The 24,322-nt window shown below is 45.0% G+C and carries 24 protein-coding genes and 1 tRNA gene; 4 read left to right on the plus strand and 21 right to left on the minus strand.

Annotation, left to right across the window (positions count from 1 at the left end; genetic code table 11):
• Positions 1-143: 143 nt before the first annotated feature.
• A complete protein-coding gene (locus ACM66T_RS11820) occupies positions 144-605 on the plus strand; it encodes a hypothetical protein (protein ID WP_231019217.1) in 462 nt (153 codons plus the stop codon).
• Between the two features lie 89 nt (positions 606-694).
• Here ACM66T_RS11820 and ACM66T_RS11825 read toward each other — a convergent pair whose 3' ends face one another.
• From ACM66T_RS11825 to ACM66T_RS11840, 4 genes are all read right to left on the minus strand, one after another.
• Positions 695-1,981: a sugar transferase gene (locus ACM66T_RS11825; RefSeq protein ID WP_416768932.1), complete on the minus strand. Its 1,287-nt coding sequence runs from the start codon at positions 1,979-1,981 to the stop codon at positions 695-697.
• A gap of 133 nt (positions 1,982-2,114) precedes the next feature.
• A complete protein-coding gene (locus ACM66T_RS11830; protein WP_231019220.1) occupies positions 2,115-3,476 on the minus strand; it encodes a phosphomannomutase/phosphoglucomutase in 1,362 nt (453 codons plus the stop codon).
• 10 nt (positions 3,477-3,486) lie between these two features.
• Positions 3,487-4,866 carry a mannose-1-phosphate guanylyltransferase/mannose-6-phosphate isomerase gene (locus ACM66T_RS11835; RefSeq protein WP_231019221.1) on the minus strand — a complete coding sequence of 460 codons (1,380 nt, stop codon included), beginning with the start codon at positions 4,864-4,866 and terminating at the stop codon, positions 3,487-3,489.
• Positions 4,863-5,324: a GDP-mannose mannosyl hydrolase gene (locus ACM66T_RS11840; RefSeq protein WP_416768585.1), complete on the minus strand. Its 462-nt coding sequence runs from the start codon at positions 5,322-5,324 to the stop codon at positions 4,863-4,865. Before ACM66T_RS11840 ends, ACM66T_RS11835 begins: the two co-directional genes overlap by 4 nt.
• 641 nt (positions 5,325-5,965) lie before the next feature.
• Between ACM66T_RS11840 and ACM66T_RS11845 the strand changes: the two genes are divergently transcribed.
• Positions 5,966-7,084 (plus strand): glycosyl hydrolase, encoded by a 1,119-nt coding sequence (locus ACM66T_RS11845; protein WP_416768586.1) that lies wholly within the window; start codon positions 5,966-5,968, stop codon positions 7,082-7,084.
• A gap of 529 nt (positions 7,085-7,613) precedes the next feature.
• Positions 7,614-8,348 (plus strand): O-antigen ligase family protein, encoded by a 735-nt coding sequence (locus tag ACM66T_RS11850; RefSeq protein ID WP_416768587.1) that lies wholly within the window; start codon positions 7,614-7,616, stop codon positions 8,346-8,348.
• Here the strand turns inward: ACM66T_RS11850 and ACM66T_RS11855 are convergent.
• From ACM66T_RS11855 to ACM66T_RS11935, 17 genes are all read right to left on the minus strand, one after another.
• Positions 8,338-9,042 (minus strand): WecB/TagA/CpsF family glycosyltransferase, encoded by a 705-nt coding sequence (locus ACM66T_RS11855; RefSeq protein WP_416768588.1) that lies wholly within the window; start codon positions 9,040-9,042, stop codon positions 8,338-8,340. The two genes, ACM66T_RS11850 and ACM66T_RS11855, sit on opposite strands and share 11 nt — an antisense overlap.
• A 19-nt stretch (positions 9,043-9,061) precedes the next feature.
• Positions 9,062-10,246, minus strand: a complete 1,185-nt coding sequence (locus ACM66T_RS11860; protein ID WP_416768589.1) for a glycosyltransferase — start codon at positions 10,244-10,246, stop codon at positions 9,062-9,064.
• 2 nt (positions 10,247-10,248) lie between these two features.
• On the minus strand, positions 10,249-11,001 hold the full coding sequence (locus ACM66T_RS11865) for a glycosyltransferase family 2 protein (RefSeq protein ID WP_416768933.1): 753 nt from the start codon (positions 10,999-11,001) through the stop codon (positions 10,249-10,251).
• Positions 10,998-11,918 carry a sulfotransferase family protein gene (locus ACM66T_RS11870; RefSeq protein WP_416768590.1) on the minus strand — a complete coding sequence of 307 codons (921 nt, stop codon included), beginning with the start codon at positions 11,916-11,918 and terminating at the stop codon, positions 10,998-11,000. The genes ACM66T_RS11865 and ACM66T_RS11870 overlap by 4 nt, the downstream gene beginning before the upstream one ends.
• The gene (locus ACM66T_RS11875) at positions 11,918-12,817 is read right to left on the minus strand and encodes a sulfotransferase domain-containing protein (RefSeq protein ID WP_416768591.1); all 900 of its coding nucleotides are present in this window, start codon (positions 12,815-12,817) and stop codon (positions 11,918-11,920) included. Before ACM66T_RS11875 ends, ACM66T_RS11870 begins: the two co-directional genes overlap by 1 nt.
• Before the next feature lie 262 nt (positions 12,818-13,079).
• Positions 13,080-14,444, minus strand: coding sequence for a flippase (locus tag ACM66T_RS11880; protein ID WP_416768592.1), 1,365 nt, complete (start codon positions 14,442-14,444; stop codon positions 13,080-13,082).
• Positions 14,420-15,511, minus strand: coding sequence for a GDP-L-fucose synthase family protein (locus ACM66T_RS11885; protein ID WP_416768593.1), 1,092 nt, complete (start codon positions 15,509-15,511; stop codon positions 14,420-14,422). Before ACM66T_RS11885 ends, ACM66T_RS11880 begins: the two co-directional genes overlap by 25 nt.
• Positions 15,512-15,518: 7 nt before the next feature.
• A complete protein-coding gene (gene gmd / locus ACM66T_RS11890) occupies positions 15,519-16,634 on the minus strand; it encodes a GDP-mannose 4,6-dehydratase (RefSeq protein ID WP_416768594.1) in 1,116 nt (371 codons plus the stop codon).
• A gap of 23 nt (positions 16,635-16,657) precedes the next feature.
• On the minus strand, positions 16,658-17,431 hold the full coding sequence (gene cysQ / locus ACM66T_RS11895; RefSeq protein WP_416768595.1) for a 3'(2'),5'-bisphosphate nucleotidase CysQ: 774 nt from the start codon (positions 17,429-17,431) through the stop codon (positions 16,658-16,660).
• On the minus strand, positions 17,424-17,984 hold the full coding sequence (gene cysC / locus ACM66T_RS11900; protein WP_416768596.1) for an adenylyl-sulfate kinase: 561 nt from the start codon (positions 17,982-17,984) through the stop codon (positions 17,424-17,426). The genes cysQ and cysC overlap by 8 nt, the downstream gene beginning before the upstream one ends.
• Positions 17,985-18,051: 67 nt before the next feature.
• Complete coding sequence (locus ACM66T_RS11905) at positions 18,052-18,411, minus strand: four helix bundle protein (protein WP_231019234.1); 360 nt, start codon at positions 18,409-18,411, stop codon at positions 18,052-18,054.
• A 54-nt stretch (positions 18,412-18,465) separates the two neighbouring features.
• Positions 18,466-20,199, minus strand: a complete 1,734-nt coding sequence (locus tag ACM66T_RS11910; RefSeq protein ID WP_416768597.1) for an SLC13 family permease — start codon at positions 20,197-20,199, stop codon at positions 18,466-18,468.
• Positions 20,200-20,209: 10 nt separating this feature from the next.
• The gene (gene cysN, locus ACM66T_RS11915; protein ID WP_416768598.1) at positions 20,210-21,685 is read right to left on the minus strand and encodes a sulfate adenylyltransferase subunit CysN; all 1,476 of its coding nucleotides are present in this window, start codon (positions 21,683-21,685) and stop codon (positions 20,210-20,212) included.
• Positions 21,685-22,596: a sulfate adenylyltransferase subunit CysD gene (gene cysD / locus ACM66T_RS11920; RefSeq protein ID WP_231019237.1), complete on the minus strand. Its 912-nt coding sequence runs from the start codon at positions 22,594-22,596 to the stop codon at positions 21,685-21,687. The genes cysN and cysD overlap by 1 nt, the downstream gene beginning before the upstream one ends.
• A 311-nt stretch (positions 22,597-22,907) precedes the next feature.
• A tRNA-Arg gene (locus ACM66T_RS11925) sits at positions 22,908-22,983 on the minus strand.
• A 44-nt stretch (positions 22,984-23,027) separates the two neighbouring features.
• Positions 23,028-23,387 carry a hypothetical protein gene (locus ACM66T_RS11930; RefSeq protein ID WP_231019239.1) on the minus strand — a complete coding sequence of 120 codons (360 nt, stop codon included), beginning with the start codon at positions 23,385-23,387 and terminating at the stop codon, positions 23,028-23,030.
• 5 nt (positions 23,388-23,392) lie between these two features.
• Positions 23,393-23,776 (minus strand): hypothetical protein, encoded by a 384-nt coding sequence (locus tag ACM66T_RS11935; RefSeq protein ID WP_231019240.1) that lies wholly within the window; start codon positions 23,774-23,776, stop codon positions 23,393-23,395.
• A 66-nt stretch (positions 23,777-23,842) separates the two neighbouring features.
• On the opposite strand from ACM66T_RS11935, the gene ACM66T_RS11940 reads away from it, so the two are divergent.
• Positions 23,843-24,133: a DUF167 family protein gene (locus tag ACM66T_RS11940; protein ID WP_231019241.1), complete on the plus strand. Its 291-nt coding sequence runs from the start codon at positions 23,843-23,845 to the stop codon at positions 24,131-24,133.
• Positions 24,134-24,322: the final 189 nt, after the last annotated feature.

Genomic DNA, 24,322 nt, shown 5'->3' on the forward strand with positions numbered 1-24,322 from the left:
GTTCCGGGTACCCTTCTGCAATCCTACTGAAATAGTATTAAATATTTTTTAACTGATTCTATTTCACAGTGCAATATTATTATTTTTTACTGTTTTTTATAGATATTCTATATTCCTCATTAATTCGTAACAAGGAGTCACTCATGTACCAGACCATGACCCAGATCGGCAAAACCTACGGCGTCGACGCCAAGACCGTCGGCAAGATACTCTATACGCTGAAGATCCGCGATCCCGACCATCCGGAGCAGAGAGGTTTCCCTTTCGAACAGGCCGTCGTCCACGGCATCGCCAAAGCCTATACAGGACGTACCGGGGAACCCTACTACCGTTACGACATCGAACGGGTCAAAGAGGAGTTCGAAGCGGAACTGAAACGGCTACCACCCGAGCAGCAGAGCCCTCCATACCAAAAAACCATGACAGGGGATGTAGCAGGGAGAGGGACGATCGAAGCAAAACTGCAGGAGATGTTAACGGCACTGAATAGCGTCCTGCAGACGGGAGAGATCGACGGACTTCACCGCCTGAAAGGTGATATCACGGATATCTACGGGATATTGGCTCGGACCCATACTGAAAAGCAGAATTTAGCAGAACCATAGACCGCATGCGGTCGTCCTGATAAGGGGTTTTTATTGCTTCCGCATCGCGCTGTTCCTTTGCGCGATACGGACATCGGTTTCATGCCTGCCTAGCTTGCACCCTCACGGACAAGTACGGTCTTGATCGTTTTGAAGAAGATGACAAAGTCCATCCACAATCGCCAGTTCCGTGTATAGTAGACGTCCATTGCCACGCGGGAGTGAAAATCAATGTCGCTGCGGCCGCTGACCTGCCAAAGACCGGAGATTCCAGGCTTGACCGCCACGACCAGATCGATATCGGCACCGATCTTCTTTTTTTCGTTAAGCATATAGGGTCGCGGGCCTATGAGCGACATCTCGCTGCGCAGCACATTGATGATCTGCGGTAGTTCATCCAGGGAGGTACGGCGCAGAAATGCCCCGATCTTCGTAATGCGGGGGTCATTCTCGTATTTGTGGTAGACCTGGTAGTTCTCGACCTCTTCAGGGTGCGTCTGCAGATACTCTTCCAAGACCATGTCTCCGTCTTCACGCATGGAACGGAACTTATAGCAGACAAACGTACGGCCGTTCTTGCCCAACCGCTCCTGTTTAAAGAATACACTCCCTTTCGGCTCCTCCCGCTTGATCAAAAAGGCGATCAACGCAAAAACCGGGACAAGCAGAGGCAGCAGCAGAATGCTCATTACAACATCGGAACTGTTCTTCAAAATAATGTTCGAACGTTTCTGCAGCGCGTTTTCCAAAACGATCATATTGGTACGGGCATTGAAGACATTGACGATCCCCGCACGCGTGTAGTCGAAACTGTTAAGCAGCGGGATAAAAATGATCTTCTTTTTCTGACGCACCAGTTTGGAGAGGCGTGCCTCGATATGGTCTTTCGCATTGCCGGAGGTATCCATAAAGACGACATCCGAGTGTGCCGGGCTTGTTTTGACGTACCCCAGGTAGCGATTACCGAAGATAATGTCCCCAATCTTCGAATTGCCCGAAATGACAGAGGCTTTTTTCGGCCACAGGCCGAAAACGTTCCAGTAGCGTTTCAAAACAAACTTGGTCGAGGGAAGCACGAAGCTCATGAAGGCAAATGAGAGAAAAATAATCCCGTCTGAATAGTCCGCTACCGATTTGTTCAGCGCCAGCACGGAGAGGACCATAAAAAACGACAGCCCGAGCCCTTTGAGAATGAGGCGGGTTTCGTCCCAAAAGTCGCGGCGAAAGCGGTAGAGTTTCAACCCGATGAACGTCAAAATCACAAGGATGTAGACGATAAGTTTATCCGTATAGTGGCTGAGATCCCCGGGGACAGTATTTGGTTCCTCTTCTAACCACCAGACAAGGATATACGCAAGAGCGATACTGACATAGACTCCGATGACATCAAAAAGCATCAAGACTAGCCGCGCAGAATCCTCTCTCATACAATACCTCTTATTTTTATCTATTTTTTAATATTTAAAAACTAAAAGGGCATTTATACAATCAATTCACTTAGTTTTCACCCATAAAAACCGCTGCACACTTTTACGTCAGCGATGCCAAAAGAGCAAGTATCTTCTGCTCGTATGTTTTGCAAAGCTCCGGCGTTGCTGCTTCGTAACGGGTTACCAGCACCGGGGTTGTATTGCTGGCACGTACCAAAGCCCAACCGTCATCAAAAATGACGCGGATACCGTCGACGGTGATGATGTCTTTAATCTTTGGAAAATCCACTGGAGGGTGTGCCAGCGCTTCTTTTAGTGCTTCGATCGTCTTGAACTTTTCCGCCTCGGTCGTATTGATCTTGATCTCTTCAGTTGAATAGACCTTCGGCAGCGCAGCAATTTCTGCATCGAGATCGGCACCGCCATGAACCAGCTCGAGTACCCGCAGCGTCGCGTAAAGGGCATCGTCGTAACCGAAATAGCGGTCATTAAAGAAAATATGCCCACTCACTTCCGCTGCGAAATCCGCGCCTGTCTCCTTGATCTTGACTTTGAGATTACTGTGTCCTGTCTTGTACATGATGCCCCGTCCTCCCAGACGTTCCAACTCATCGTACATGACCTGTGAGCACTTCACCTCCCCGATAACCGTCGGCTTCTCCATCCGCCGGGCAAAAAGGATGGCGAGAATGTCGCCTTTAATGTTGTTCTCCTGCGTCAGAACGGCGATGCGGTCTGCATCGCCGTCATAGGCGAAACCGAGTTCCGCCCCCTCAGAGAGCTTCTCCTTGATAGCGTCGAGGGTCTCAACGTCGGTCGGGTCGGGGTGATGGTTGGGGAAGTTACCGTCGGGCTCGCAGAAGAGCCCTTCGTAGTTCAGCTCCAGCCCCCTGAAGATCGCCTCGATGACCGGTCCGGCGGCGCCGTTGCCGCAGTCGATGACAAGTTGCTTGTCCATCCCCTTCAACGGTGCGAACGCTTTGAGCATATAGTCGACATAAGGGGTAGCAACATCGATCTGCGTGCAGCGGGTGTCGTCTTCGATCACCAGTTCCGTCGCGGCAACGACCTCATCGCCCAGGCTGTAGATATCATCTCCGAAAAAGGGTTGTTTGTCTACCGTGATTTTGAAGCCGTTGTACTCCGGGGGATTGTGCGAGCCGGTGATCATGACGCTTGCAGAAGGCGTTACTCCACCGAAGGCATTAAAGTTGGAGAAGTAGTTGACCGGTGTCGGAACCATCCCCATGTTGAGCACCTCAAGCCCTGCCTTGTTGAAACCGCTGGTAAGGTACTCGCTCAGTTTGGGCGAGTGAAGCCGCGCATCGTAACCGACCGCAACAATGTTTCCTACCTTTTTAATGCGTTGCCCGAGGAAATAACCGATCTTCTTGACCGTCTCCTCATTGAGCTCCTTTTCAAAAATCCCCCGTATGTCGTACTCACGAAAAATTGATTTCATACATTTCCCCCTAACACCGTTTAAAATCATCACTGAGACGCACAATGTCGTCCTCGCCCGTGTACTCGCCTACCTGGGCCTCGATCAGAACAACAGGGATCTTGCCTTCATTGGCCAGACGATGCACTTCGCCCATTTTGATATAGGTACTCTCGTTCGGACGGACAAGCCGCGTCTCTTCGCCAACAGTCACTGTCGCCGTCCCGCTGACGACGATCCAGTGCTCGTTGCGGTGGAAGTGCTTCTGCAGACTCAGACGCTTACCCGGTTTGACCTCGATGCGCTTAATCTTGTAGCCGTCGGAGTCCTCCAGGACCGTATAGGAGCCCCAGGGCCGATAGCCAGTGAGGTGAATGTTGTGCAGTTCGCTCCCCTGCTCCTTGAGTTTCGCGACGACCTGCTTAACTTTTTGGGAAGACCCCTTTTTCGAGATCAGCAGAGCATCCCCCGTATCGGCAACTATGAGGTCCTCGACGTCTATTGTCGCGATGGTACGGCGTGTACCGTAAACGAGGTTGTTTTTCGAATCAAGGGCGATATGGTATTCATTGAGCGTATTGCCGCTTTCGTCCTTGGGCAGCTCGTCATAGAGTGCATCAAAGCTCCCAAGGTCCGACCAGTCGATGTTTGAAGGAACCACTTTAACCTTATTGGATTTTTCCATTACTGCATAGTCAATACTGTCGTCCGGAATCGCCATCATCGCATCATACGTGATGCGGATCATCCCGTCATCTTTTGCACTCTCATATGCACTCATACACGCCTCGTAAATCTCCGGGGCGAGCACTTTCAGTTCCTCGAGGAAAACCCCCGCCTTGAAGCAGAACATCCCGCTGTTCCAATAGTAATTCCCCGCGTCCACATACTGCTCCGCCGTCGCAGCATCGGGCTTCTCATGAAAGGCCAGCACCATCTCGCCGTCGGCTTCAATGTAGCCGAAACCCGTTTCGGCGTATTGCGGCGTAATGCCGAAGGTCACCAAGCTCCCCTCCGCCGCCAATGCTTCCGCACGGGTGATCACCTGTTCATAGGCTACCTGATCCTTAATAAGGTGGTCTGAAGGGGTGACAAAGACAAGCTCGTCATAATCCAGTGCCAGGCAGGCCAATGCAATGGCCGGCGCTGTGTTGCGGCCGACAGGCTCCAACAGGTACTCCGCTTTGTAGTGATCCTTTAGTTCCAGCTCTTCGAGCTGATCCATCGCCAGAAAATATTGCTCGGCATTGGAAACGATAAACTGAGAATGGCACACTTGTGCATTGCGCTCCACCGTTTTTTGGAAGAGAGACCTGTCCTCAAAAAGCTTGACAAACTGTTTTGGCATCAAATTTCGGCTCAAGGGCCAGAGCCTGGTGCCTGAACCTCCACAGAGTATGATATTGATCATCGGATTCCTTTTTCATTGTTAAAATAGTCTTTTGTATTCTGGTGTACTTCGGGATTCATAAGCAGTTCATCGATCTTAAAAAACCGGTAGCATGAATGCTGCATTTGCGGCAATTCTGGCAGGGGCTCTTCTAGAATCACTTCGAAACCAAGCACGACATAGTGTGTTGAATGTTCATCTCCAAAAACATTATCATCATAATGATGCTCATAGATCCCCCGAAATTTGCACTCCCCGAATGTCAAGGCCTTGCCCAGTTCACTGAATGAGATCCGCTTCAATGCCTCATCCAGACGTTCATCCTTATAGATGCGACCTCCTGGAACGAACCAAAACCCTTGTGCTGGTCGGTTCAGTCTTTCACCCAGCAATATAAGGCCATTTTGTTTTACGATCAAGTCAATGGAGATCAATGGTGCATTTTTTATAATGTTCGCAAATATGTTTTTTAACAACATTTTTAGGTTCTTTCCTTGGTGACCTACTCTTCATATCCCAATCTTTTATTGGAATGGCTTTTCCCAAACTCAAAATCTCTAAAGTACTTTTATTATTTTAGTGAAGAAGTGTTTCTTAAATAGCTTGAATTCAACAAGCGGATTGTAACATATAAGCACATTAGTTCTATTCAAAATCAATAACGTTTATGGCCAAATCATGTAACCTCCACGATAAATGGGAGTGAAAACCATCGAGGAATGCCTGAAGCACAATATGACGAACAAGACTTAAAATACATAACAAAGATAAGCCAAAAAGCGACTATTCGATTGCATCTATGATTGGCTTTATGGATTAGATAGAACACTTCATCCACTTTTTGGTGTGGCATCATTAAAACAAGAAATGTCCATTTGAATCTGGTCTATCTTTGTGGGAATGCGTATAAAAGAAATAACTGATTTCTTCCTTGACATGTAGCCAATTAAAAAGAAAACAGTCTACCATCTCTTTGATATAAGACAAAGTATTCACCGATAATAAAAGATCAAATTAGTGATCTAGTATACTCCTTTACAGAAAAAATTTTCACAACGTACAAAAGAGGTTTGTCGTGTTAAAGAATTCGTCCCTTCACTTACAAAGAATAGTTCTTATCTTGTTTATATTTCTTGTTTATATATCCACAGATTTTCTTGGCTTGTACAACAGTTTTGAAGCGAATGGAGATGAGCTACTACATACTCAAAAAAGCATTGACAATAAACACAAAATATTAGATTGGTTAAATCAACTACACAATAAGGAAAAAAGACGTGTTCTTTCAGGCCAATATTTTATATTTAATGAGAATGATGTGGAAAACATATATCAGAAATTAAATACTTACCCTGCTCTCGTTGAAACATACCTATGGCAAACTAATTGGGGAACGGGCAAAAAACAAAATGCTGGAAATGGAGGACTTTACTGGCCCAGAGCAGAAATCCATCGTAAACTACTACTAGAATATTGGCAAAAGGGGAGTCTAATAAGTATTCATATGCCAATACCTAATCCAAAAAATATGAGTTGGCAAAAGGATCTCGATCTAACCCTTAACGAGTACTCAAGAATATATACTGAAGATGGGAATCCAATAAATGAAAATTACAGAAAATGGCTTGACAAACTAGCCGAACACATCATGTGGATAATAACAAACTCAGGCAATAAGGCTGTAATTATAATAAGGCCCCTTCATGAAAGATCACCTTATTTTTGGTGGGGCTATATAAATTCGGCACATGACCAATGGACCAAGACAAAAATACCTGCGAATAAGTATATAGCCCTTTTTCGATATACTGTCGACTATTTAAAAAAAGAAAAAAATCTTGTGGACCACTTAATTATCACTTATTCAATGCATGAAAAGTATATCGAAGATAATTATTACCCAGGTGATAATTATGTAGATCTTATCGGCTTGGATATATATAATGGTAAAGCCTTTTCAAAGCAATCTGGTTATGCTGCAATCTTGGACAATTTATACTTGAAGTACCACAAGCCAGTTTACGCAAGTGAACTCGGTTGGCATTGGAATAATGCCAACGTCAACGCGCAAACAAAAAATGCAGAGGAGGATGTTATTCTTGAACTGCTTAACAATTCACAGTATTCATTTGGTTGGTTGTCATGGTGCAAGAATAATAGCCCTATTGCGCAGAAGAATGCAAAACAACTTTATGTCAATCCATATGTCATCACACAAGATAAAATGAACTGGAAATAAATTAGTGCAAAACCATGCAAGAATCATTTCACACCCTACAACTTCTTACGATCTTGTCTTAATATTGTTACTCGTACTTGGTGGAGGTAGTTTACTAAAACTGTCTAATACACTGTCACTTATACTTTTAAGTTTAACATTTACCTTCATTATCATCATATTGTTTCTAAAAAAGCCACCTCTTAAAAAACATCTATTTTTTACACATTTTTATGTTTTTATTTCTATTCTCATACTTTTCTTTTTACAAATGTTTTTTTTACCAAACAACTTGTTAAGTAATCAATACTTTACTTATTCATTCCAATATTTGACAGTCATCTTAATTCTTTACTATATTAGTAGCCAAAATATCGACTTCCAATTTCTCCTATTCAAAATTTTAAAACTCGTTCTCTATCATGCTTTCTTTTCATTTCTAATTTGGTTTTTAATAAGAAATCAATTATTCCCAATTTCTATTGGCAACTATACTTTGGATACTTTCTATTATCTTTTTTATTACCAAAACCTTTCAAATGATAGTATCATGGCCTGGAAGTATGTCTATTTATTCGACATTCCTCTCTTTATACGTAATCAAGGAATCTTTTGGGAGCCTGGAGTCCTTCAGATTTTTTTGAATATCTTATTGTTTCAATCATTGTTCATTTATCATAAAAGAAAAATTACATTGCTTTCTATTTTTGTACTGATTACAACGTGGTCTTCAACGGGAATGGTCATTATGTTATTACAACTTGTTGTCTTTTATGCAACGAACATAAAGAAAAAACGTTTTTTGGTCTTCATACCAGTATCTTTATTGATAGCTTTTGGAATGATATATATCCTGCAAAGTAATCTTCAAGAGAAGCTTGAAGGGGATAAAGCCAGTTCATCGGTACAAAGAAGTATAGATACATTAAGCACTTTGTATCTAATCAAAGAATATCCTTGGTTTGGGATTGGCTTAGATTCAAACAACTATACTAATCTACTTTCAAAACATACAATATTTATTACTGGCCGTCTTGGTGCCTTAAGAGAATCTGCCGGTATTAGCAATTCTTTACTTTACTACTTTGTTTTTTTTGGCATACCCATAGGACTATTCTTCCTTTATGCACTATATCGACAATTCTTAATTAGAACAAAGCAATGGCTCTTTTTCCTAATCGTGACTACATCCTCTTTAACTGAGCCTGTGTTATTGCTGACATTTTTTTCATTATTTATGATTTCTGGCCTTATTAATATGATTAAGCCTAGGGTTAGAATTTAAATCGTTGATAATACCAATGTTTCAATGGCAAATAAAAAATATAGAAGTTTTTTAAATACCTTCTAGCATGTGCTAAGCTGAATAGTGATCTAAACAACCATTCGAGTTTCATATCCCTAATTATTTTTGGGGCACGCTTATAAACTCCGCTACAAAAATCGAAGTATCCACCAACACTGATTACAGTCAAATTTTTTTCACTAATTTTTTCTCTATTGTCAAAAACAAACTTCTCCTGTTTTGGAGTACCTAACCCCACAATGAGCATTGAATTATTCTCAACCCTATCCCAATTAAGTGGAGAAAACCCATCTTGGTAATAATCAATAGAACCATGTTTCTCAGCACATTTTTCAACACTAGATTGTGAAGTACCATAAAACGATATAGGGCATTTTTGTTCATATGCCGCTTGTATAAGCTTTGGCATAAGATCCGTGCCATTTAAGTTTGAGAGTGATACTCCATTGAGACATTTGAAATATATTTGCATACCAATGCCATCGAGAAGGACTAAATCTAAATGTTGAAGTGCAGCAAGGTAGTTTGGATCACTATCCAAATCAACAAATCGGCTGAAGTATATAAAGCCTACTGTTTTAATACACTTATCAGTTAAAATCTTTTCAACTGCTGCTGCATCATTTTCAAAATCAAACAAATTCAAGTTATATATGTTATCAACTTTACGCATTTATGTTCTCACTCATTATTCAATGGCTCTCAATCGCATGTTTCAAATTGCTATACACGACATTCCAGTTATATTTACCATCAATTTGTTCTTTTGCTAGCTTTGACATTTTCGTTGAGATACGTGCATCGGTTAACAGTGTAATAATTGAATCTACCATTTGATCTGCGGTATCACAAATCGCAAGATGTTTCATGTGTTCAACGTCTAAGCCTTCTGCACCTACTGTTGTAGTCACCACAGGAAGACCTTGCCCCATAGCACTAACAACTTTTACTTTCATTCCACTTCCAAAACGCAGAGGGGCTATAAATATTTTACATTTTGAATAATAATCAGTAAGGTCTTTTACAAAACCAGTAAAAACTATCCCATCTCTTGAATTTGCAGCATTTGAGATTCTTTCATCCGGATTTTTGCCAACAATATATAATTTAAGGTCTGGAATCCTGGCTTTCAAGGTATCCCATGTATTTTCTATAAACCACACCAACCCTTCTATATTCGCTTCCCATGACAATGTCCCAACATACAATAGGCTATCTTCACGTTCATAAAAATCATAAGGAATTTCACCAACGCTTTCTTCGTTACCTAAATGATATGTAATGTAAAACTTATTTCTGTCAATTCCTAGCTTTGACAAGATGTCAATATCATTTGGTGCGGCCAAAATAGCATCTGCTTTCTTACAAATATTTACCTCATACTTCTTAATACGTCTTGCTTCCATAAAGAGCAATCTACTTTTCATCGAGTTCTCTGATAATTCAGCGAATCGTTCCCACATCACATATTCAGCATTATGTTGATGCAATATTACTCTGGATGCCACATAGTCTGGAATATACTGAAACATTAAATAATGATCTACTATTATGACGTCAAAATCATTTATAATTTTTTGTACTTTTTCCATCATTTCAGTACTACGGTTTCTGTATATGTTGAGCGGTACCCTCAAGAACAAACTTTTTAAATAATTAAGCGTATTTCTTTTTTTGTCAATTTCCATCGTATGACATGAAGACAGTCTAACATCTTTTCTAAAGTCATCAACGTGTTCTTCATCATTATTTTTTAATAAAATAACAGCTGATGTATCATACTCTCTTGAAAGATACTTAATCAGTTTATAACTTTTAATAGTTCCACCGCTATTCGGAGGATAAGGCAACTGTGGTGTCAAAAACAATATTTTCAAGTTCAGCTCCTATATATATTCATACGAATTAAAATATATTTTAAAAAATATTTTCCATAAGTTGGAGAATTTTTAATGACTTGAAATAATCCAAAATTTTTATAAGTCAATCTCATATATTCACGTGCATTCGTTATCAAGTACTTCGCTGACAATCCTTCATGATCATACAAAGCTAATATACTATTAAGATACCTAATTTCACTCTCATCTACCGATTTAACAATATCAATCACCCATTGATAGTCCGCTTTAATTCGATAACTTTCGTCATAGAATGGAAGTCTTTCATTCTTCACAAATAACGATTGATGGCATATATAAAAGTTCTTCTGTAATGTGCCCTTTAAATCTGTTGTGGCTTTCATATATTCAAATAATCCATTTCTGTCAATATTTGCCCAATCACCATAAACAAGTTTTAACTTTGGATCCATCTGTGCAAAAATTTTCTTTAATGTATTTTCATCACGATAACTGTCCCCAGCATTGAGGAAGGTTACCCACTCTCCTTTTGCCAGCTTCAATCCTTTGTTCATCGCATTGTATATACCACTGTCTTTTTCAGATATAACAATATCTATATATGCATTATATTGATCGATAATATCCAGTGTTCCATCGCATGAGTTTCCATCAATGATTATGTATTCATAATCTTTAAATGTCTGATCCTTAATACTTTGGAGAGTATCTTTTAGATAATCCTCCGCATTATATGTAATCGTAATAATAGATAAATATGGTTTATTCATCTTTTCCACGCTGACAAATCTTTATTAATAACCTTTTCCAACTCGCACACTTCACTATAATATTCTTTGTAAAGTTCTTCAGTTAATAAATCATCATTATTTTTTAGTTTACCCTTAATATTCAAATGTCGTGCCGTGCGAGCCCAATCTCGGAGCTTCCTTCTTGGAATAACACCTGATAAAATGGTGGCTAAAAATGATTTAAAAGGATTATTTTGATTTAAAAATTTAGAAATAAATTGAAAGCGGGGTATTCCGGACGGGTTAAATACCTCATTAAAATCTAATGGAATATTTTCTAAACCCAAAAAAGCAAAAACTTTCTCCATAGTGTGTTTTGGATCTTTTTTTAATTCATGTGTCAACACTATGTGCACATTATCAAATGCCTTCAAATATGCTTGTACTTGATTCAAATAATGCGATTGCCCACGATAAGCGAAAATTGAACTCCAATTATTTCGCAATCTTTCTTCCTCCAAATCTAATGCCTCTCTAAATGACAATGCTTCATATCCGAGCTCACAAGCGTAAGCATAATTCGAAAAAGTTCTCTCGACAGGATCTCTCAAGATGATCAAGATTTTTACATCTGCACCCAGATATTTCTTGATTTTTGAAATGGCCTCTTCATACTGGTAAAGATATGTAACCGTAGCTTCACCTATCATTTTTTTATTTACCACGCCATTAAAAAGTTTTTGATAACTATCAATATCATAAATCATGCGTCTCGTATCATCCAAATATGATGGGCACATAGTATTAGTTTTTCTTTGATAATCAGAAACCAAAAAATTGGGTTCCTTGTTATCAGGCATATATACTTCTGGATGCTGATTTATGTAATGATACAAACTGGTTGATCCACTTTTTCCAGCACCTACGATTAAAAAGTTCGGTAATACTTGACTCATTATTTTTTCCTCCAGATATCAAGATCTCTTTGCAGCAAATTCTCCAAATTTGAAATATCTTCCTCAAAAAATTTCATGTACTTCTGCCGTTCATTAATTTGAAGTTGATATTTTTTCTTACTGGTGAATACCCTATGAAAAACTTTTTGAGCCAATTTATAAATGAAAATATTATGAGAAAGAATCTTTTTAGTAAAGTTTTTGAAATTGCTATCTGTTGTAAAAAGACGAGTATATTTTTGATTATATTTCCAATCATTCTCATTGGCATTATGAATGCTATCAGTATCAAAATCAAAGCTGTCGTCAATATTTAAAAATCTGCATATTTCTTGTATATCCTTATTCTTTTCATTTAAAAATTCCTCAAATATAATGACTTTTACATTGTTGAAATTTTCCATATACGCCTTTACTTGCTCGTAATATAGGCTGCACGAAATATATTGCATCATAGGTGTAACATCCAGGTCTTTTCTACCTTCTTCCTTTCGAAGGGACTCTGAAAATGAATGAGGTTCCTTACCTGCCTTTCTAACGTAGCGCCAAGCAGAAAAGGCCCTGTCGAGAGGATTTCTTAAAACAATTAAAATTTTGGTCTCCTCTCCAATATATTTCTTAATATTTTTAATGGCCTCATCAAAAAAATAGAGATAAAAGACGCTAGCTTCACCTTTTATCAAATTCCCCTCCAGAGTCTCAAACAATGCGATATATTCTCGTTCTGTATCCGTCCAATTATCTATTTTTCCCGCAATCTTGTTCTTTACTAAAAAATGGGGCTCTTTACACTCTGGCATAAAAATAGCAGGATGCTGAATGAGATAATTATAAATTGAGGTTGTTCCTGATTTGGCTGCCCCTACTATTATGAAGTCCAATAGATTTTTTTTACTCATGTTATTCCATTTGAAAAAGCTTTTCTAGATTGCAGACTGATACGGTTAAATACTTTCGAAAATGCTGACAATATATTTTTGTTCATATTTTCATAATTCTCCATCTCTTTCTTTTCACAACACAACAAAATCTCCTTACACTGTTTGTAATATAATCCATATAGAAAATTGAAAATGAGCATATATATTTTATTATGTTTATACAAACTTTTTTGATTGTAAAAAACACTGTCCAGCAATAAACTTTCAATTATTAATACCTTCATAATTTTGAAGCTTTACTAAATGCCGGTATATAGATTGTCAAAAATTTAAATTTTTTCTTGATCAAATATACCAATATTAAATTCCAAATTACCATACTAATCATACTTGAGAATGCCGCTCCATAAATACTATAAATTGGAATTAAATAGTAATTAAGCACTATATTAATAAGTGCTGCAAAAATAATGACATTTTGAAATTGCTTTTGGTTGCCCGTCATTTGCATTAGTAAACCCACAGATCCACTCAATGCGTTTACAGTCCCCCCTATGAGTAGCATGAAGAGCGCAACTTTTCCTATCAAAAACTTTTCCCCAAACAGACTCAAAAAAAACTCCGAAAAAATAGTCAAAATTAGGATTAAGGGGATCGTTGCAAAAAAAAGTAATTTTGTAGATTTTTGCGCTATATGCTTTAAACCTTGAAGATCATTATTTTGAAAACATTCAGAAAACTTTGGAGCAGCAATCGAATTCACTGCCATTAAAGTGATACTCGTCAATCCTGCAAGTTTCACAACTACACTGTATATGCCAACATCTTCCTCACTTTTAAAAACACCCAACATAATTATGTCTGTCCAGGTCATGATCAACACTACGGAAGATGCAAGCAGCATTGGAAAGGACACGTCAAGTAATTGCCTGTAAGTTAAAGTGTGCCTATGTGTCCCTATTCTAGAAAGTATATTGTATGTTTTTCGGTAACTAAATAAATATACAATGAACAAGGCGCACACGTACGCACCAATAATCATTTCCGGTGATTTATTCCACATGACAAGAAATAGCATTATCAACACAGCCAAAAGAGAGATAAGAACATTTTCGAATAACGAATATTGGAGGATCATTTTCAATCCGCGGAAAAAAGCAGAATTGATTTTTAATAATACAAAAGGAACAATCCCTATACTTGTTATTTGCAAGAAAATTGTGAGTTGCTCATTGTTGAATAGCCTTAGTGAAATCTTCTCTGCTAACACAAATAAAATAGCTGTTAAAAATAACGAAATGGGGATACTAATTGCATAGGCCTTTTGAAACACCTCTTTTGTTTTCTGCATGTCTCTGCGTGCATTAAAGCCTGCAATAAACTTTACAAGTGCGTTGTCAAATCCGAAGACTCCCAATAACACGAGGATATTTAAAATTGTTATTGAAATAGTATAGAGCCCTAAATTATCCGCACCAAAAAGTCTTGCGATAAGTAAGGTGAGTACGTAACCAAAACCGACTCCAAGTACTTTCAAAAAGAATGTGACTATACTCCCTTTTAGCAATTCACCTAAATGTCTATCCCTGGACAGCTTATCGTTGAGTTTTTTTATCAAGTTTATCTTCCAGAACCTATATACCATTCATAAATCATCTTGATTCCCTCACCAAGCTCGACCGAATGCCTCCATCCAAGTGCATGTAATTTGCTGACATCCGTTAGCTTCTTCATCGTACCGTCCGGTTTTTCACTGTTGAAATAGAGTTCCCCCTTAAAGCCTACGATCTTCTTGATCGTTTCTGCCAATTCCTTTATGGAGACATCCTCACCTGTCCCAATATTAATGTGGGTATTACGGATCTCCGGGCTTTTCGGCGCGTTCGGCGTGCAGGTCGTGTTTACACCTTTTGCTAGAGTGTAGGTGTCTTTGAAATCCCTGTTTTCCATTAGAAAGACGCAGGCATCAGCCATATCTTCACTCCATAGGAACTCACGCATCGGCTTCCCGGTTCCCCATATCTCCACGTGATCCCCATCCACGCCGTAGCGGGCGAGATAAGCTTTCGCCTCATCAATATTATCCACTCCAAGGTCTTTGACGAGCTCATCATCGCGGCCCTCGTTGAGGAGTTTCGCGCAATGGATCTTGCGAATCAGCGCGGGTAGAACGTGTGACTTCTCCAGGTCGAAGTTATCATTTGGGCCATATAGGTTCGTCGGCATGACGGAGATGTAATTGGTGCCATACTGCAGGTTGTAGCTTTCGCACATTTTGATCCCGGCAATCTTGGCGATGGCGTAGGGTTCGTTCGTGTACTCCAGCGTATCGGTCAGCAGGCAATCCTCCGGCATGGGCTGGGGGGCATTTTTAGGATAGATGCAGGTGCTACCGAGGAACATTAGCTTCTTAACCCCATTGAGGTAGCTCTGATGGATAACGTTGTTCTGAATCTGTAGGTTCTCGTATATGAATTCAGCACGGTAGGTATTGTTCGCAACAATGCCGCCTACTTTTGCTGCGGCGAGGAAGACATACTCCGGTTTTTCCGCCGCGAAGAATGCTGCCACCTGTTGCTGGTCAGTCAGATCCAGCTCCGCGTGGGTACGCATCAGCAGGTTCGTATACCCCTTGGCTTCAAGATTTTTCACAATAGCACTGCCCACCAATCCCCGGTGTCCAGCAACGTAGATCTTTGCATCCTTCTTCATCGTCTAGTTACTCGAAGTAGTTCATGATGGTGTAACCGCCCTCTTTGAGGTACTGGTCCTTTGTCATCAGTTTGAGGTCCGATGCCATCATATCATGCACGAGCTCTTCAAGTCTGTACTCCCGGTTCCATCCCAGTTTCTGCTCGGCCTTGGTTGGGTCGCCCAGCAGAAGGTCGACTTCCGTCGGGCGGAAATAACGCGGATCGACGGCGACAACTTCCCGTCCCGCTTCCACCTGGTACTCCGCGTTCGTGCAGGCTTTGATGTAGCCTTTTTCATCGACGCCTTCGCCTCTGAACTCCAGCTCGATTCCACAGTAGCCGAACGCCATCCGGACGAAATCGCGTACGGTTGTCGTCTGCCCTGTTGCGATAACCCAGTCTTCGGGCTCGTCGGCCTGCAAGATCATCCACATCATTCTGACATAGTCCTTGGCATGCCCCCAGTCGCGCTTGGCGTCGAGGTTTCCGAGGTAGAGCTTGTCCTGCAATCCCAAGATAATCTTCGAAGCGGCACGGGTGATCTTGCGGGTGACGAAAGTCTCGCCCCGCACCGGCGATTCGTGGTTGAAAAGGATGCCGTTACAGGCGAACATGCCATAGGCTTCGCGGTAGTTGACGGTGATCCAGTAGGCGTACATCTTTGCGACAGCGTAGGGGCTGCGCGGATAGAACGGCGTCGTCTCACTCTGCGGTGTCTCCTGGACCTTCCCGTAGAGCTCAGACGTGGATGCTTGGTAAATCTTTGTCTTTTCCGTCAGCCCGAGCAATCTTACGGCTTCAAGGATGCGCAGCGTTCCCGTACCGTCGGCATTGGCAACGTACTCAGGCTCTTCGAAACTGACGGCAACGTGGCTCATCGCGGCGAGGTTGTAGATCTCATCAGGCTGGACCTCCTGAATAATGCGCGTAAGGTTCATAGAATCCGTCATCTCGCCGTAGTGGAGAATAAAATCACGGTTCTCCACGTGTGGATCCTGGTAAAGATGGTCAATCCGGTCCGTGTTAAAGAGCGAGCTGCGGCGCTTGATACCGTGGACAATGTACCCCTTTTTCAGCAAAAACTCCGCCAGATAAGAGCCATCCTGTCCTGTGATGCCCGTAATAAGTGCTACTTTTTTCATTCTATTCCTTTTCTCAATCAATCTTATTTAACAACAAACCAGGGGTTAAGTAGGTTCTCTTTGTTGTAGACCATCGACACTTCTACTTTAGCATCTGGCTGATACTGGTAGGTCATCTTCCCGCTTTCGCGCACGACGGCATCCGCCGCGGCCGTGTCCCATTCCATTGTCGGGGCAAGACGCGGGTAGACGTCGGCCTCGCCCTCGGCAACCATACAGAGTTTGAGCGAGCTTCCCTTGGAGACCTGGTGGATCTCCTCCGTCGTTTTGGCCAGCGTATCGATAAACGCCTGGGTCTCTTCCGAGAGATGCGACTTGCTCGCAACGACATTGAGGTACATCTCCGGGGTCAGGTTGCGTTTCAGCGGCAAGCGCTGACCGTTCTTGAAAGCACCCTCCCCCTTTTTCGCCTTGTACATATCGCCCAAGGCCGGGGCGTAGACGACGCCGAGGACCGGGCTGTCTTTATGGATGAGAGCAATATTGACAGTAAACTCGCCGTTTTTCTTGATAAACTCTTTCGTGCCGTCAATGGGGTCGATACACCAGTAGTACTCCCACCCTTTACGCTCCTCGAAAGGCACCTCCTTGTTCTCTTCCGACATCAAAGGCATCTCCGGATAAAGCGCGGTCAAGGCGCTGCAGATAATCTCATTGGAGAGCGTGTCCGCTTCGGTCAGCGGCGACTTGTCGTCTTTGTATTCAACGCCAAAATCTTTTTCGTATACGTCCATAATGGCATCCCCCGCCTTCTGGGCAATGGCGACAACGGCATCAAGTTCGATCTTTTCAAGCATTCAGGTGTCCTTTGGTTTCAAGATAGTCAATGACCTGCATCGCAGCCTCTTCGACGGGAATATTGTCATTGCGGATATGCACTTCCGGCGTTTGCGGCGCTTCATAGGGAGAATCTATTCCCGTAAAGTTGGGGATCTCTCCGGCCCGGGCTTTTTTATAGAGCCCCTTCGGATCCCTGGTTTCGCAGACGGCCAGCGGCGTATCGATAAAGACTTCGATAAACTCCCCCGCCCCGACAAGGGAACGTACCTGCTCCCGGTCGCTTCGAAAGGGCGAGATAAACGCTGTCAGCACGATCTCGCCTGCGTCGACAAAAAGTTTCGCCACTTCGCCGATGCGGCGGATGTTCTCGATGCGGTCCTCGTCGGAAAACCCGAGCCCTTTGTTCAAACCGTGGCGGATGTTGTCTCCGTCGAGCAGGTAGGTGTGTTTGCCCATCTCCAGCAGTTTCGCCTCGACGGCATTGGCAATCGTGCTTTTACCCGATCCGCTCAGTCCCGTGAACCACAGCACACAGGGCTTCTGCTCTTTGAGTGCCGCGCGCTCGTTCATCGTAACATGGTGATCATGCCAAACAATGTTCAGATGTCGGGTGTTAGGTCCTGGGTTTTGGGTACTTTTAGACATGGAGTTTCCTATGTTTAATTAGTTGTTTCAACATTTTCGAAAGTGTATGACACTCTTCCAATCTTTTCGTATATAGATCTGCCTCGAGATAGCTGAGTTCATACGCAATGATTAGCTGTGTTTTCACTTCTGCTAATGAACCATTCGCTATATAGAAAAAACGAACAGCCTCCTTGTTGGTTTCGCGTTCATCACCTTCTGCAATATTTGAGGGCACGGAAACCGCAGCGCGCCTGATCTGATCTTTTAGTCCATAGTCTTTTTCAAAAGCAGGACTCAAGGTCAAACGGTAGATATCAACACTCAAGTTCTTCGCTCTTTTCCATACATCCAGTTCCTGAAAATTACCCATTTCCTGTCACCTTCCCTACAACCAAGTACCTACAACCAAACACCTAACTACCCCCTACCCTTCAAACGGAAAAAATATCGGTACCAGTGCCAGCACAAGCGCGCTGTAGAGCACCGAAACCGGCAATCCGATTCTGACAAAATCCGCAAACTTATACCCGCCGGGACCGTAGACCATCAGGTTCGTCTGGTACCCGTAGGGGCTCATAAAGCTGGCACTTGCCCCGTAGGCGACCGCCATGATAAAGGGCATAGGGTCGGCGCCCAGTGCCGTTGCCGTTGCATAGGCGACGGGGAAGCTGAGGGCGGCAGCTGCGTTGTTCGTGATGATCTCCGTCAACAGGAACGTCATAAGGTAAACGGCGGCGAAGGTGCCGTATATTCCCATGCTCCCAGTCGCCTCTTTAATCCCGTTGCCCAGCATTTCCGCGACGCCGCTGTTCATAAGCACCTGGGCGATTCCCAGCGCCGAACCGATGATCAGCACCAGTTCGAAGGGGAACGTCAATTTTACATCGCGCAGCGACAAGAACTTGAAAATGATGAAGAGCCCCAGCAAGATGAAAAGGCCTTTCAAAAAGGGCAGTACTCCCGTTGCGCTTAAGACGATGGCGCCGAGGAAAAGGCCCAGAATGAGCAGACTCGTTTTCGTATCGAATTTATGATTGAGCGACAGGTTCGATACGAAATAGAAATTCTTTTTCAGATTTTCGCGTTTGGAGAAGTCCTCTCCCGCCGTCAGCAGGAGGGTATCCCCCGCCTGCAGCTCAATATTGCCCAGCTTGCCGGAAAGTTTCTCGCTTCCGCGTCGTACCGCGACAACCGCTGCATCGAACTTTGTACGGAACTCCGCCGTCTTGATGGTGCAGCCCACCAGCGCCGATTCATGGGAAACGACGACTTCCGTCAGATTGTCTTGCAGGGGGCAGCGCTTGTTGTCGAAAATGGCCAGCCCTTTGAAACGGTTCAGCTCCTGAACGTCGCGCATATTGCCCGTAAAGATCAGGACATCCCCCGCCTGCAGCACCTCCCGAGGCGTGACCGGAGAGATCAGGCGATCGCCGCGCATGACTTCCGCCAAAAAGAGCTGCTCCATGCTGCGAAGGCCGTTCTCCTGGATCGTCTTTCCGACAAGCGGCGAATCGGAGCCGACCCGCGCCTCAAGAAAATAGCGTTCCCCCTGGGCACGCCCCTTTGTCGCATAGGTCGGCAGCAGCTTTGAACCGAATAGGCTCAAGAATAGCCCCCCGGCCACGGCCAGCGGGAGTCCGACATAGATAAAGTCAAACAGAGACAGCGGTGTCAGTCCCGCATCGACGACGAAGCCGTTGACGATCAGATTGGTCGACGTGCCGATCAGCGTCATCGTTCCGCCGAAGATCGCCGCATACGAGAGGGGGATCATCGCTTTGGAAGGTGCCACATGTTTGTTGTTTTTGACCATGCTCATCATCGATGCGACAACGGCCGTATTGTTCAAAAAAGCGGAAAAAAGCGATGTCAGCCCCGTCAATCGCAACATGGAGGCAAAACGGTTCGGCGAGAAGACGGCATGCGACAGCCACTCTACGACGGCCGTACGCTCGATCACGCTTGAAATGACGATCAGCAGTACCAGCACGATCAGCGACGGATTGACAAAGTTGTGCAGCATCGCTTTGGTCTCGATGAGCCCGGTAAGGTAGTAGAGCATCAACAGACCGAAAAAGAGCACGCCCGGACGGAAGGTGCCGCGGATAAGCAGCGCGATCAACCCTCCAAGCGAAAACAGTACCAGCATGACACTCATGGCGTATTACTTAATTTTTCTCAAATACGGAAACGTCACGGGCACCCCACTCGGGGAAGTGTTCACGGATGTAGGCGTTGAGCGCCTTTTCGGCCTCGGTATAGTCACGTACCGCCGCGACTTTCTCATGCTCCCGCGCGGCGACGTCGACGATCATCCCCGCCCCGACGGTATTGTTCGTCACACGGTCAACCACGATAAAACTGCCGGTCTGACGGTTGTCGCTGTAGTGGTCCGCCGCGATGGGACGGTTGAGCACCAGCTTGCACGAGGCGATATCATTGAGCGCCAGCGTATCGACCTGTTCGCGCGCGTAAGTGTTAACATCGATCTTGTAGTTGATGTCTTCAAAGCGCCCGGTCGCGTCTGACGTCGCCCGCTTGATGTAATAGCTCTGCTCCGGCTGCATCGGCGTCTCGTCCATCCAGACGAGCATCACTTTCAGTGCATTGGAGACGCGGGGAACGTCATCCGTATGTACCAGCATGTCCCCGCGGCTGATGTCGACCTCATCCTCCGTCGTAATCGTCACGGCCATCGGGGCATAGGCTGCAGCCGCCGTTGCATGACGGTCTGCCTCGGTGACGTCCCCGGAGTTGATAATGCTTTTGACGGTCGTTGTCTTGCCCGAAGGCAGAACGGTGATGGCGTCACCGACGCGGACACTGCCCGAAGCGATGGTCCCGCAGAAGCCGCGGAAATCGAGGTTCGGGCGGTTGACGTACTGCACCGGGAAGCGGAACGAGGCCTTGTCCCCGGCAATTTGTTCGGCATTGCGGTAGTCGATGGTGTCGAGCAGTTCGAGCAGCGGTTTCTCTTGGAACCACGGCATACGGTCACTCTTGTCGACAACGTTGTCGCCGTCCAGGGCACTCATCGGAATATAGATCGTCTCCGGACGTGCGGCACCGTGCATCGGCAGCTGGTCGAGCACCTCTTTCTCATAGGAGAGCTTGATCTCCTCAAAGCGCTCTTCGGAAAAGTCGACAAGGTCCATTTTGTTCACCGCCACGACAATGTGACGGATCCCCAGCAGGTTGACAATGTAGGTGTGGCGTCGCGTCTGGGTCAGGATCCCCTTGCGCGCATCGATGAGGATGATGGCGACGTCCGCCGTCGAGGCGCCGGTGACCATGTTGCGCGTGTACTGCTCGTGGCCCGGGGTGTCGGCAATGATGTACTTGCGTTTGTCCGTCGCAAAAAAGCGGTAGGCGACGTCGATGGTGATCCCCTGCTCACGTTCGCTCTGCAGCCCGTCGACGAGCAGCGCCATATCGATCTTCTCGCCGGTCGTGCCATACTTTTTGCTTTCGCTCTCCGCGGCGGCGAGCTGATCTTCGAAGATCATTTTCGAATCGTAAAGCAGGCGCCCGATCAGGGTGCTTTTTCCGTCATCGACACTCCCGCAGGTCAAAAAACGGAGCATATCCTTGTTCTCATGCTCCTTAAGATAAGCTTCGATGTTTTCTGCCGGTGTATGCGCCATTAAAAGTACCCCTCGATTTTTTTCTTCTCCATTGCCCCTTCCTGATCCTTGTCGATCAGACGGCCTTCGCGTTCACTGCTTTTGGAAAGCAGCATCTCTTTGATGATCTCCGGCAGGGTTGCGGCCGAAGAGTTGATTGCTCCCGTCAGCGGGTAGCAGCCCAGTGTCCGGAAACGGACCATCTCGTTCTTCGCCTTGGCCTTCAGCTCTTCAGGCACCCGTTCGTCATCGACCATGATCTTGGTCCCTTCGTACTCGACGACCGGGCGCTCCTTGGCGAAATAGAGTGACGGGATGGGGATCTGCTCAAGGTAGATGTACTGCCAGATATCCAGCTCCGTCCAGTTGGAAATCGGGAAGACCCGGACGCTTTCGCCCTTCTGGATCGCCGTGTTATAGACGTTCCACAGCTCCGGACGCTGGTTTTTCGGGTCCCAGCGGTGCTGCTTGTCGCGGAAGGAGAAGATGCGCTCTTTGGCCCGCGATTTCTCCTCGTCCCGGCGCGCCCCGCCGATGACGGCATCGTATCCGCCCATGTTAAGCGCCTGCTTCAGGCCCTCCGTCTTCATAATGTCCGTATGCACCTTGCTGCCGTGTTCGAAGGGCGAGATATTCATACGCTCCCCCTCGGGGTTCGAATGCACGACCAGGTCGAATCCCAACTCCTTGGCACGGCGGTCGCGGAATTCGATCATCTCGCCGAACTTCCACTGGGTATCGACATGCAACATTGGAAAAGGTACTTTGCCCGGGGCAAAAGCTTTCATCGCCAGATGCAGCATGACCGAGGAGTCCTTCCCGACTGAATACATCATCACCGGGTTTGAAAAGGCTGCGGCGACTTCGCGCAAAATGTGCACCGATTCGGCCTCAAGCTGTTTGAGGTGTGTCAGGCGTTTCTCATCTAGCATCTATGTTTATCCTTCCTTATGAATCTATGGGTGTTATTTTGATTGCAGAGGCACTCTACCCTTGTGCAGGAACCACTCCAGGAAATAGCAGTAATATGCACTTTCATCATCTAGGCAGCTGTCTGTAAATACGCACTCGTATTCGCATCGCTGCTCTCTATAAAATCTTCGGATTCTACCTTTTCTCATATAAATAGTGCATTAACTGGTGGTTTAGTGTTACAAAATGCTAACAAATTTTTACGCTATCAGCGTACACATATAGCTTATTTTTTAAACAATATCTGTCGGTATTGGTCACGAAAAGTCGGTGGTGTCCCCACGAGGACTCGAACCTCGAGCTAGGCCTTAGGAGGGCCCTGCTTTATCCTGTTAAGCGATGAGGACGTATCGGAAAGAAATGAAGAACGATATTGTATCGAACGGAGCTTTCAATACTGGTAGACGCACTCTTTGTAGATGATCTTGACAACGGGCTGGACGTTGTTGACACGCCACTGCTCTTCGATAACCCTCTGGCGCAATCCGCTGCGTTCCCGATCCGCCGCGCGGAGCTTCCGCACAATTTCCGTATAGCTGTAATTGCGCGGATCGTTGCGGCACCAGGCCATCAGTTCTCCTCCTTTGGCAATGTAGCGGTAGTAGTAGTCGTAGCGCGACGTCGGAGATTCGATACGTTTCGCGGCGCGGTACTGCTTGTCGAGAGTGGTAAAATCGCTTTCAAGTTTTTCGCACGACACCGCGCCCAGCAGCAGCGGGAGAAACATCAGGAGAAGGATGGCTCTTTTCATGACGTTCACCTCGGCAAAGGGTGGATACCCTGCTGAATCGTGCCGCAGCGCACCTCGGTCACGACCGGCGGGTGGGTAATGGCGTAGCGTGTCAGTTCCGCAACGTTTTCCAGGTGGAATGAGGCGATGTCCGTCTTATCGGAGCTGATCTTCTTGCCAAGCATATACCACAGCGTCGTGCTCATTCTGTCTTTGCAGCGCTTATAGATCTTCCCGCCCTCGCTCCGGAACTGCCGTATCACCTTTTCGCTTGCCGGAGAGGGTATCTCGGCCTCTATCACCGCGTCATACGCCTTTCCAACCGGGGCGAAGGCTTCGACCATCCGGGCACACTCCTGTCGTGTCGCGGCAAAGAGCAGCATGGGGACGATCAGGAAAAAAAGTTTCATAGGCAGCCCTTTGCAGCATGTAGCACATAGAGTGGACTACGAATTGCTACGCGCTATAATGCCGTTATGTGGTACACCTTCGATAACGACGACCTTATTCTGCAGTTGCGCATCCAGCCAAAAGCGAGTTCCAACGAACTGGCTGAAATTATGGGAGAGGAGCGCAAACTGCGCATTACCGCCCCGCCCGTGGACGGCAAGGCCAATAAACACATCATAGCACTGCTGGCGAAAATGTGCAAGGTCGCCAAGGGGGACGTAACAATAGAGTCGGGAGAGCTGGGAAGAAATAAGCGGGTGCGGATCAAAAGCCCCCGGCTGCTGCCCGACGGTGTCAACCCGCCAGCGTCAGCGTAATCTGCATTATGTCTAATAAGAGCTTCGACACGTCGAAGCGCATTAAATGAAATCAGGAACTGGACTTGAGCGCTCTTTGTAAGCCATCCCGGAGGCATAAAGCCGGGAGGGATGAGCGGATTCGCGAAAGGCCGCTTTTTGCGCTACTTTTTCTAAAAAAGTGGCATGAACATTTTTCCTTTTCCTTTC

The sequence above is a fragment of the Sulfurimonas sp. ST-25 genome, from assembly GCF_048079205.1.
GTDB classification, from domain to species: domain Bacteria; phylum Campylobacterota; class Campylobacteria; order Campylobacterales; family Sulfurimonadaceae; genus Thiomicrolovo; species Thiomicrolovo sulfuroxydans.

What these genes read in the sequence shown, in the direction of transcription:
- ACM66T_RS11820 (WP_231019217.1), top strand. Translation starts at nt 144, where the DNA reads ATGTACCAGACCATGACCCAGATCGGCAAAACCTACGGCGTCGACGCC.
- ACM66T_RS11825 (WP_416768932.1), bottom strand. Translation starts at nt 1,981, where the DNA reads ATGCTTTTTGATGTCATCGGAGTCTATGTCAGTATCGCTCTTGCGTAT.
- ACM66T_RS11830 (WP_231019220.1), bottom strand. Translation starts at nt 3,476, where the DNA reads ATGAAATCAATTTTTCGTGAGTACGACATACGGGGGATTTTTGAAAAG.
- ACM66T_RS11835 (WP_231019221.1), bottom strand. Translation starts at nt 4,866, where the DNA reads ATGATCAATATCATACTCTGTGGAGGTTCAGGCACCAGGCTCTGGCCC.
- ACM66T_RS11840 (WP_416768585.1), bottom strand. Translation starts at nt 5,324, where the DNA reads ATGTTGTTAAAAAACATATTTGCGAACATTATAAAAAATGCACCATTG.
- ACM66T_RS11850 (WP_416768587.1), top strand. Translation starts at nt 7,614, where the DNA reads ATGGCCTGGAAGTATGTCTATTTATTCGACATTCCTCTCTTTATACGT.
- ACM66T_RS11855 (WP_416768588.1), bottom strand. Translation starts at nt 9,042, where the DNA reads ATGCGTAAAGTTGATAACATATATAACTTGAATTTGTTTGATTTTGAA.
- ACM66T_RS11865 (WP_416768933.1), bottom strand. Translation starts at nt 11,001, where the DNA reads ATGAATAAACCATATTTATCTATTATTACGATTACATATAATGCGGAG.
- ACM66T_RS11870 (WP_416768590.1), bottom strand. Translation starts at nt 11,918, where the DNA reads ATGAGTCAAGTATTACCGAACTTTTTAATCGTAGGTGCTGGAAAAAGT.
- ACM66T_RS11875 (WP_416768591.1), bottom strand. Translation starts at nt 12,817, where the DNA reads ATGAGTAAAAAAAATCTATTGGACTTCATAATAGTAGGGGCAGCCAAA.
- ACM66T_RS11880 (WP_416768592.1), bottom strand. Translation starts at nt 14,444, where the DNA reads ATGGTATATAGGTTCTGGAAGATAAACTTGATAAAAAAACTCAACGAT.
- ACM66T_RS11885 (WP_416768593.1), bottom strand. Translation starts at nt 15,511, where the DNA reads ATGAAGAAGGATGCAAAGATCTACGTTGCTGGACACCGGGGATTGGTG.
- gmd (WP_416768594.1), bottom strand. Translation starts at nt 16,634, where the DNA reads ATGAAAAAAGTAGCACTTATTACGGGCATCACAGGACAGGATGGCTCT.
- cysQ (WP_416768595.1), bottom strand. Translation starts at nt 17,431, where the DNA reads ATGCTTGAAAAGATCGAACTTGATGCCGTTGTCGCCATTGCCCAGAAG.
- cysC (WP_416768596.1), bottom strand. Translation starts at nt 17,984, where the DNA reads ATGAACGAGCGCGCGGCACTCAAAGAGCAGAAGCCCTGTGTGCTGTGG.
- ACM66T_RS11905 (WP_231019234.1), bottom strand. Translation starts at nt 18,411, where the DNA reads ATGGGTAATTTTCAGGAACTGGATGTATGGAAAAGAGCGAAGAACTTG.
- ACM66T_RS11910 (WP_416768597.1), bottom strand. Translation starts at nt 20,199, where the DNA reads ATGAGTGTCATGCTGGTACTGTTTTCGCTTGGAGGGTTGATCGCGCTG.
- cysN (WP_416768598.1), bottom strand. Translation starts at nt 21,685, where the DNA reads ATGGCGCATACACCGGCAGAAAACATCGAAGCTTATCTTAAGGAGCAT.
- cysD (WP_231019237.1), bottom strand. Translation starts at nt 22,596, where the DNA reads ATGCTAGATGAGAAACGCCTGACACACCTCAAACAGCTTGAGGCCGAA.
- ACM66T_RS11930 (WP_231019239.1), bottom strand. Translation starts at nt 23,387, where the DNA reads ATGAAAAGAGCCATCCTTCTCCTGATGTTTCTCCCGCTGCTGCTGGGC.
- ACM66T_RS11935 (WP_231019240.1), bottom strand. Translation starts at nt 23,776, where the DNA reads ATGAAACTTTTTTTCCTGATCGTCCCCATGCTGCTCTTTGCCGCGACA.
- ACM66T_RS11940 (WP_231019241.1), top strand. Translation starts at nt 23,843, where the DNA reads ATGTGGTACACCTTCGATAACGACGACCTTATTCTGCAGTTGCGCATC.